7 protein-coding genes are annotated in these 9,114 nt (G+C 59.6%); 1 reads left to right on the top strand and 6 read right to left on the bottom strand.

Going from position 1 to position 9,114, the window contains the following annotated elements; genetic code table 11:
* Positions 1-126: 126 nt before the first annotated feature.
* The 5 genes from FJ398_22425 to FJ398_22405 all read right to left on the bottom strand — a co-directional run bounded on the left by FJ398_22425 (position 127) and on the right by FJ398_22405 (position 5,045).
* Positions 127-1,071: an aspartate carbamoyltransferase catalytic subunit gene (locus FJ398_22425; GenBank protein MBM3840664.1), complete on the bottom strand. Its 945-nt coding sequence runs from the start codon at positions 1,069-1,071 to the stop codon at positions 127-129.
* The gene (pyrR, locus tag FJ398_22420) at positions 1,068-1,601 is read right to left on the bottom strand and encodes a bifunctional pyr operon transcriptional regulator/uracil phosphoribosyltransferase PyrR (GenBank protein MBM3840663.1); all 534 of its coding nucleotides are present in this window, start codon (positions 1,599-1,601) and stop codon (positions 1,068-1,070) included. The genes FJ398_22425 and pyrR overlap by 4 nt, the downstream gene beginning before the upstream one ends.
* Before the next feature lie 115 nt (positions 1,602-1,716).
* Positions 1,717-1,920, bottom strand: coding sequence for a DUF4032 domain-containing protein (locus tag FJ398_22415; GenBank protein MBM3840662.1), 204 nt, complete (start codon positions 1,918-1,920; stop codon positions 1,717-1,719).
* A gap of 316 nt (positions 1,921-2,236) precedes the next feature.
* Positions 2,237-3,454, bottom strand: coding sequence for a hypothetical protein (locus tag FJ398_22410; protein MBM3840661.1), 1,218 nt, complete (start codon positions 3,452-3,454; stop codon positions 2,237-2,239).
* 409 nt (positions 3,455-3,863) lie between these two features.
* Positions 3,864-5,045 carry an aldo/keto reductase gene (locus FJ398_22405; GenBank protein ID MBM3840660.1) on the bottom strand — a complete coding sequence of 394 codons (1,182 nt, stop codon included), beginning with the start codon at positions 5,043-5,045 and terminating at the stop codon, positions 3,864-3,866.
* Positions 5,046-5,195: 150 nt separating this feature from the next.
* Between FJ398_22405 and FJ398_22400 the strand changes: the two genes are divergently transcribed.
* A complete protein-coding gene (locus tag FJ398_22400; protein ID MBM3840659.1) occupies positions 5,196-6,062 on the top strand; it encodes a hypothetical protein in 867 nt (288 codons plus the stop codon).
* Positions 6,063-6,159: 97 nt separating this feature from the next.
* On the opposite strand, the gene FJ398_22395 is transcribed toward FJ398_22400, so the two are convergent.
* Complete coding sequence (locus FJ398_22395; protein MBM3840658.1) at positions 6,160-8,523, bottom strand: redoxin domain-containing protein; 2,364 nt, start codon at positions 8,521-8,523, stop codon at positions 6,160-6,162.
* Between the last annotated feature and the right edge of the window lie 591 nt (positions 8,524-9,114).

Here is a 9,114-nt window from a genome sequence, read left to right as displayed (position 1 = left end):
TTGCGCCGAATCTCATCCTGAAGGGCCATGATCATGTTTTCTTTGTCCGAAATGGTGAGTGCTTTCATCGAGCGGATGATAACTCCGCTCAATCATATCGGCAATTACTTATGACGCTCTGTTTAGTCAGGAAGCGTGGACTTCCTGCGGGCCTTTTCCGCCGTTGACCAGGAAGAGCACGGCCATCCGGACCGCCAGGCCGTTCGTGACTTGCTCCAGGATGACGGAGCGGTTGCAGTCCGCGACGCTGCTGTCGATCTCGACGCCGCGATTGATCGGGCCCGGATGCATGATCAGCACGTCCGGTTTGGTCAAGCCCAGCCGCGCCCGGTTCAACCCGAACAAGCTCGCGTACTCGCCGGTGCTGGGGAACATCGTTTTGCGCTGCCGTTCGTGCTGAATGCGAAGGAGGTTGATGATGTCCGCGCTCTCGATAGCTTCCCGCACGTCATGGGTGATGCGGCATCCCAGGCTTTCGAAAGCGCGGGGAACAAGCGTCGAAGGCCCGCACAGCGTCACCTTCGCGCCCAGCTTGAGCAACGCCCAGATGTTGGACCGCGCGACCCGGCTGTAAAGAATGTCGCCCAGAATGGTCACGTTCAGGCCTTCGATCCGGCCCTTCTTTTCTCGAATCGTGAAGAGGTCAAGCAGCGCTTGCGTGGGATGTTCGTGCGCTCCGTCGCCGGCGTTGACCACGCTGGCATTCAGAAAACGGGAGAGGAAATGCGGCGCGCCGGTCGCGCTGTGGCGGATGATGATGATGTCCGCGTTCAACGCTTCCAGATTGCGCGCGGTGTCCTTGAGGGTCTCGCCCTTCTTCAAGGACGAGGCCTCAGCGGTGAAATTGATCACGTCCGCAGTCAATCGCTGCGCAGCGAGCTCGAAACTGATCCGCGTCCGCGTGGAAGGTTCGATGAACAGGTTGACCACGGTCTTGCCGCGCAGGGCCGGGACCGTCTTGATCGCCCGTTCCCCGACGGCTTTGAAGCCGCGCGCGGTGTCGAGCACCAAGAGAATTTCCTCCGCGGAGAGCGACTGAATATCCAGCAGGTGCTTGCGATTCCAGATCATTGTCTTTCGAGATGAACTGCGTCTTCGCCGTCTTCTTCCTGGAGCGCGACGTTGATCCGCTCCTGCAATGACGTGGGAACATTCTTGCCCACAAAATCCGCTTTGATGGGGAGCTCGCGGTGGCCGCGATCCACCAGCACCGCCAGTTGAATCGCTCGCGGGCGCCCAAAATCATTCAGAGCATCCATGGCGGCCCGGGTCGTTCGCCCGCTGAACAAGACATCGTCCACCAGGATGACGTTCTTCTCCGTCACGTCGAACGGGATGCTCGTCGGGTGAATCTGAGGCGGAACGCGGTGGTTCAGGTCGTCGCGGTGCATGTTGACGTCCAGCGCGCCGACCGTCACGTCATGCCCCCAGACGTCCTTCAGCAAGGTGCTCAACCGCCGCGCCAGATGCACGCCGCCGCGCTGGATTCCCACGAGGACGACGTTGGCGCTGGCCGGATTGCGCTCTGCGATTTCATGAGCCATTCTCGTTAAAGCTCTCCGGATGGCGTGAGGGTCTAAAAGGAGGGTGCGTTTGGACATGAGGAAAAGAAAACCGAGCTGGCTCCCGATTGGGGAGGGCTCGGAAAACTAGCCGTGATAAATCCATAGATTCCTTTGCAACCTCACGGGATTGCACTTAAAGGAATAAAACCGCTTACTGAGAACTTTGTTTCTGCCGGCTTTTGCGCCACTTGGATCGATGTTTGATGATCCAATCGGTCAGGGCGTGCTCGAACCCGATGTCGTACCCTGCCTTTTCCGACTCGATCCACTTGTGCTTCAAGATCTCTTCGCGCTCCGCCTGAAACTCGCGGTAGAGCGACGAGTTCTTAACTAAATCGTTGTCGCTGCTAGTCATACTTTGGCTCGACCGTCGTCAAGATGCTACCAAGTTTGGACGCGCCAAAATCTATCATCGCTTTCGGCATTGACAATGATATTTCAGCAGGTTCCGAACCAGCCGTGCGCGTGGCATGAATTCCTTCGGGTTTAACGTTAGCCTTTCAGGCATCGGCTTGCCGACAGGCCCGTCTCCCGGAAAGTTTTGCCCCTTCCCGAGGAAAGATGCGCCGCAACGGTCAATGAGAAAAGCGATGGTGAGGCAAGGCTCGCTTGGATTTCTCCCTCTCCTCCCCGCCCTGGGAGGGGAGGGCTGGGGAGAGGAGGTCTCCTACTTACTTAGTTCCAAAGACTCCTGGCGCGGTGCTTTGTCCCTGGCGGTAGCGCTCGAACGCTTCTTTCCCCAGGATCTTCCGCAGCGATTCCTGCTGCTGCGTCACGGTCGTGGCGATGGCGGCGGCCCGCTGCTCCAACGTCAGGCTGCTGTCGTTGCTGATCCGTTGCCGCTCCTGTTCCGCGGCCTGGTTGATCTGGTAAATCGGCAACACGACCTCCGGCGGCGCTCCGATTTGCTGAGCGCTTGTATGCGCCTGGCGGAAAAGCGGGTCTTGCGAGTATTCGAACATCTGAAATCGCTCCGAGCCGAGCGCCTGCTTCACGGCATCCTGTTTCTGCGCCTCCAACTCCTCGCGCCGCCTGACGCTCGCCGGATCATCCCCTTCCGCATAAAGCGGCAATTGCAGATCGGCGGAGTCCCGCGCCCGGAAGATGCTCCGGAATTCGTCCGGGGTCAGCTCGAATCCCTGGAATTCCCGGCGCATGTTTTGCGCGACGTCCGAATACCGCAGCAGATACTCCTCGACCTGGGCCGGATTCATGATTTTCGCCAGCTCGCGCCGGTTCTCTTCCTGGAGTCGGGCGAGATCGGCAGGATCGACGGCCTCGCCTGCGGCTTGCTTCCGGTTCGCATATTCCTGCCGCTGTTGCGCAAATTTGGTTTCAAGATCGCGCAACGACTGCTTCGCCTCCGCCGTCAGATTGCCCAGAACAGGTCCGTCCAGGCGCGAATTGAACGCCGCGATCTCCCAACTGTTCGCCGCTTCCCATTTCGGTCCGAGCAACCGCGTCAGCAAATTGCGCCGCTCGGCTTCCAGCGCGTGCAACTGCGACATCGCTGCCGTCACCGCTTGCTGATCCGGCGTGGAGCGCCACCACTGTTGTTCGGGCGTGACGATCTCCGTCGCGCGTTTCCGGTCGTACAGGGCGTTGACCTCGGCGACGATGATGTCGCGGATGGTCGGCTCCGGACATCCGATCGCGCGAAGATTGGCGAGGTAGGTGACGTAATTGGTCGATTCGATTTCGTGCCAGGTGAAATTCTGCCGGCGGACAACGACGTTGGTTTTGACGACTTGATTGGTCGCGGTAATGGAGACGGGCGCTGCAACCTGGGGTTGCTTTTCCGGTTCGCGGCGCGACAGAACATAACTCAACGCCGCGAGGAGCGCGGCGTTCAAGGCCACTGAAATCCAAAGCGCGATTCGCGACCGCATAGTTCAATGTTTCCGTAATTGCATTTCCCGCGCAAATTCAATTTGAGCGCGGCTGGGTCGGGCCGCACAAACCTATCCAACACCAATTCGGCCAATAGGTTTCTGCCGGAGCCAAAGGGACTCTGGACACGAATTTCACTGTGCAGTCCGAGGGATAAGCTACAGCGCTTGGTTATTGGACGCCGCGTTCCCCCTCACCCTGGCCCTCTCCCTCAGGGAGAGGGAATCCTGGGCCGGCGTATCGACCGATCCGCCACGCTCAGCTTTGTCGGAGTGCGGCGAACGATTCTCCCTCTCCCCAGGGGAGAGGGCCGGGGGCGGAAGGAAGTGTCGCCTATTCTGCGGTCCTCTCAGTATCACGAAATTCCGCATCCGAGGCAATTCGTGAAACTCGTGTCTCTTGGGAAACTCAACTCTGGCTGAGCCGTTGTTGCGGCGCCTCGAACAACATCTCGTGCGCCTCGCGCAAGATCGCGGGGATCCGTTCGGCGAACGGGCTTCGAGCCAAAACCTTCCGCAGGTCCACGCCCTTGAGCTTCGTGACGTTTTCACCCGGGAACCAGTGGTCGGCCTGGCCCAGCAGGTTGTAACGCATCTTGCCCCATGCGATCAGGTCCAGCGATTTCGCGTAAGTCCAGAGCCGCAAGATTTCGGAGATGTTGACCTTCTCTGGAACATCGACGTAGTGCGGCAAGCCTTCAAACCAGCGCTGGCACCAGTCCGGGCCCAGGGCGCGGTTCATTTCGTCGCGCAGCCGTTGTTCGATCGGCGCAATCGTCTCCCCAATCCGATCGTAATAGTCCAGCGCGCGGACGTGCTCGTCGAAGTCGCCCGGTTTGGCGGCGCCGCAACTGAGCGTGTGAACCTCCGGGCGCGCCAGGCAATAAAGATCATTGAACTGCATCGGCGTGAGCGGGCGGCAGAGTTCGGCCAGCTTGCGCGGCGGCTCGTACAGTTTCCCGCCCTTGTCGTTCGGGCTGATGATGAATACCCCCATGTCCCGCGCGTGCGCCGCTTGAATCGCCGGCCAGTTCAAGTCGTTCACGAAATACCAGTGCAGGTTCACGTAATCGAACTCGCCGGAGGCAACCGCGTCCACGATGATATCGGTCGTCGCGTGTGTTGAGAAACCGAGGAACCGGATGCGCCCGGCTTTTTGGAGCTTGCGCGCGGCGGCGACGCACCCGTCTTTCTTAAGCGAGTCGTGGAGGAGTTGGCGGTTGTTGATGCCGTGGAGCGCGAGCAAGTCCACGTAATCCAGCCGCAGATATTTCAGCGATCGCTCGAAGGTGCGCAAGAAATCCTCGGCGTTCGGGGCGGGGGCGACCTTGGTTTGGACGATGCTTTTCTGGCGGGGAAGATTCGGCAGCACCCAGCCCAACTGCATTTCGGAGGAACCATAACCGCGGGCGGTCTCAAAATGATTGATGCCCAGCTCGAACGCGCGATGAATTGTGGCTTCGAGGTTCTTTTGTCCTTCGGGCGGAACTTCCTTGGGATCGACGTCCTGCCACTTGAACTGATAGCGCATGCCGCCGCAGGAGAAGACCGGCAGCGCAAGCTCGGTGCGTCCAAAGCGTCTGTATTTCATCGCGCTCTCTATGCCACGCGCGCCGGCCTGGGGCAATCGTGGAAAACGCATGCCCATGAACCTGACGGTAGGGCTGCGTTGCCGCGCAGCCGGTTTTAAGTTGATGCGGCGGGGCCAGGTTTTGAAGTGCGCCAGTCTTCTCTGCTCCTTATGCGAATCTGTGGACGGCCGTCGCCAAATCCCAAGGGGATTGCGCCCTCCAGCCCGGGTTGCGAGGAACGAGCTACCCTGGGGAATTCCAGGAAACATGGGGTCAACCCCAACGGCTTTGGCCCACGGAAGAGACGCAACCCCTTTGGGGTTGGTTCCTTTTCGTTCGCTTTACCCAGGGTAGCTCGTTCGATCTGTCGCCAATCCCACGGTCTGCACAGCGTGGAAGCCAGCGAGGAAGCGATCCTCACGGTGGGGGCGACTGGGGAGGCACCGCTGAGTTATCAATGGCACAAGAATCGTGCGCCGCTGCCGGGAGCTACAGAGCCGACGCTGGTAATCCGTGAAGCCACTTCGGCCGATGCCGGATCGTACCACGTGGCCGTTAGTAATCGGCTGGGATCGGTCGCAAGCGATGCGGTGACGGTGATGGTTTCAACTGCCTGGCTGTTCAACGCATTGGACACATCAGAATTCGATCCGGGCGGAGGCATGGTGTGGACCACCGGCGGAGACAAATCGTGGCTTGCCCTCACAATCAGTCCTGGTGCGCACGACAAACAGGATGCAGCCGTCAGTGGATTGATCGGCCACAATCAGGAGAGTTGGATCGAGAGAACAGTCGCCGGCCCAATCATTCTGAGCTTCTGGTGGAAAGTGTCGTCGGACGACGCGGATTTCTTGCGTTTTTACCTGGGAGGGGTTGAAACCGCGAGCATCTCCGGTGAAGTCAACTGGCGGAACGAGGCGTTCGTGCTCCCGGCCGGTGAGCAGAGTTTGCGATGGGAATACACCAAGAACACGAATGTGAACGTCTCGACCGAGGGTGGCTCGACAACGTGGTTATTTCATCCGGCGCTCCCATAATTTCACTGGCTCCCCAAAACCAGCTTTTCTTCGATGGCATTGGTTCGGCAGGAGCCTCGCCCCACCTGAAACTAATTCCAGCAACCGGTCGTGAGCCTCACTGCGAACTCGCCGCCGCGGCCACGAGCGGTTTGGCGGCGATCTTCAGCAAGCGCTTCGCTTCCGCGAGCAGGAACTCCGTGTCCTTGAACGGCTCGAAGCTGATGTCCTGCCACCGGACCAAACCTTCGCCGTCGATCAGGAACGTCCCGTGCAGCGGGATTTTCTCGAAATCGTCGTAGGCGCGATACGCTTTGAACACATTCAGCGACTCGTCCGAGAACAGCGGGAACGGAAAACCGGACTCGGCTTTGCTCTTTTCCAGGGTCTTTTTCAATCCTTCCACCGAATCCGTGCCGATGGCGGCCAGCGAAATCCCCGCTTCCGTGAATTGCCGGGCCACGGGCGCGAATGTGTTCAATTGCTCGATGCAATGGAGGCAGCCGTAACCGAGGTAGAAAATCACGACCACCGGTTTGCCCCGGTCATCGCGCAGTGAATGGCGGTTTCCGTCATGAGCCGTAAGCGTCCAATCCGGTGCGGGCGAAGGCTGCCAACGGAACGGTCCCAGGCTGTCCAGTTTTGGCCGGTGGCCCACGTCGGTTCGTTGCGCGGCCGGCCAGCGCCAATCTTCAGGCCAACCCAACCTGGCCGCGACCGGTTTCAAGCGCTGGAAAACCGGCACATTCAAGTCGGCATCGCAGGCCAGAGCACGCAAGCGCTCGAATTCGAGTCGAGCTTTCTCCTCTTTGCCGCACTGCCAGAGGACATCGACGTAATGGGCGAGCACATGAACCTGGTTCGTCCCGTTCTTCATGGCCTCGAAGGCGAGTACCTCCGCCTTTTCCTTGTCACCGGCAACGAGCCGAAGGCGGGCCAGCCGTTCCTTGGGAATGTCCTTTAAGTCACCCCAGGTTTCCCACGCTCCGCCGTATTTCCGGTTCAGGAATTGTTCAAATCCCTTCAACTCAGCGACGGCGTTTTCGATCGCACGGATTTTATCGGCGTGCGTCTTCAACGCGTCCGCCATGGCTTTGTTGATGTCGTCCTCGGACTTCTTTTCCTTCTTGGCTTTGGCTTCGGCTTTCTCGGCGTCGGCTTGCCGCTCCTGGCGCTGTTCTTTGAGGAGCGACTCCAGAGCGCTGATTTGAGCGCGGCCCATTTCCGCGTTGGCTTTGCTGAAGTGAGCGACGCCTAAGGCGCGCAGGCGTTTGATTTGTTCCGGGCGAAAATCGGTCGGCTCCAGATACGGCGTGTCGCTCAGGGCGATCAATTCATCCCAAAGCTCGAATCGCAACAAAGTTTCGAACAGGCGGTCGCGCCCCAGGCTGGCGCTGCCGGAGCGGCTTTCGTAGCCGCCGCTGTTGTTGGTCCGGGTGAGCGTGTTGTATTTCGGGTGGCGCGGCAGTTCGATCATGTTTTTGGCGAGATCAACCGCCTCGTGAACCCGGCCCACGTATTCCAGATCTTCGACCAGCCATTGGTTGTTGTGGGCGTAGTTGTGAATCTGGTCCGGCAGCACGCCGTTTTTCATCAGGTACGCGTGATCGACCCGCGCGGAGGCTTCCTGCTGCCACGCCGCGTCCGCGTAGCGATGGACCTTGCTGTAGGTGTGGCCGGGCATGTGCCACATGTGGGCGATGCCGGGCGAACCTTGTCCGCAGCGCGCTGCCGCTTCGAGCGCGCGTTTGGCGTCCTCATTGTCCCAGAGATGGATCATGAAATGGTGCGCGGGATGCATCGGCTCGGCGGCCACGATGTCCTTGATCAACGAAGCGAAAGTCAGATGGCTGGGGATCGGCCAGCCTTTGCCGCCGTTGTCCCAGGTCTGGAAGGCCAGAAACGCTTTGGCTTCCAGATCGTCCGGATATTCGAAGGCGATGCGCTCCAAAGCGCGCACCAGCTCGCGCCGCCGGTTCTTGTCGTTCGAATCGTCCTTCTTGCCGTCGGCCTCGGCGTTCCAGTATTTCGCGTAGGCTTCGATCCACATGCGTTCGCGTGGGCCGGCTTCGGCTTTTCGATTGGAAGCCAGTTTGATGAATTCCTTGGCGCGTTTGGGGTTATTCACGTTGGCCATGGCCATGCCCCAATAGGCCATGACGCAATTCGTATCCAGCGCGAAGACCTGGCGGAAAGAACGTTCAGCCTCGAAATACCAGAAACCGTGCAATTGGCCGACGCCTTGATTGAAAAACAATTGCGCCTCGGCGGATTGAGTGGTCACCGGGAATCGAACGGGCCCGGTGCCGCCCATCAAATAGGCTTTCTGGCGCGGCCCTTCGTTGAAGGCCTCGCCGTGGGCGGAATGGCCGGGCAAGACCCCGGGATCTTTGGCGGGGTTCTGTTCGTCCTCCGCGGCGTGTCCGGGGTTCAACATCAGGGAGAAGGCAGTTAGAAGGAAGAGCGACTTGGGCGCGAGCATGAGCGCTTGTAACCGAAAGGACTTTCCTGGCCAATGCGTTTTTCTGTGAATTCACTCCTTGAGGCTGTCCCCAGCGAGCCGCAAAGCCGTAAGTATGCAGTCGAAATTGGGATAGGGGTAGGGATGACACACGAGCGTCACCCCTCCCTCCGAACCGGACGGACGGATTTCCCGCATCCGGCTCTCCGGTTGATGGGGTCTCGACGAGAGAGAGCGCACCTTTCGTGCGGTCTCCAAGGCCGCCTTCCGTTCAACAGTCTCAACCAAGTCATCGCTTGGCTGACTCCCCTGCGGCACAGCCCGCGCAGGCACTCGCAGCGGTTTATGGCCTGTCGTTCGGGCCAGCTTCCTTCCATCTTCCTGCACTCCCTTCCCTCCACGATCATTGCTCGCTTCATCGCTACTATGGGTGCTCTGACTTCGTCTTGGGCGGCTCTTCGGCCTCCGAGCGGCATGAACTCCGTGGCTCCCAAGCTGATCTCCCTGATTGCTGCGTTTGGTCTTCCGGCCATTCTGTCTCCAACCATCTGCGGGACGTCCGAAAGTGGCGCCGGATTGCTCCAGGTTACGTTTCGGATGCCAGAAGGTCTT

The sequence above is a fragment of the Verrucomicrobiota bacterium genome, assembly GCA_016871535.1.
Lineage (GTDB): Bacteria > Verrucomicrobiota > Verrucomicrobiia > Limisphaerales > SIBE01 > VHCZ01.
The sequence above is the reverse complement of the archived record's forward strand: the minus strand, read 5'-3'. Positions and strand labels throughout refer to the sequence as shown.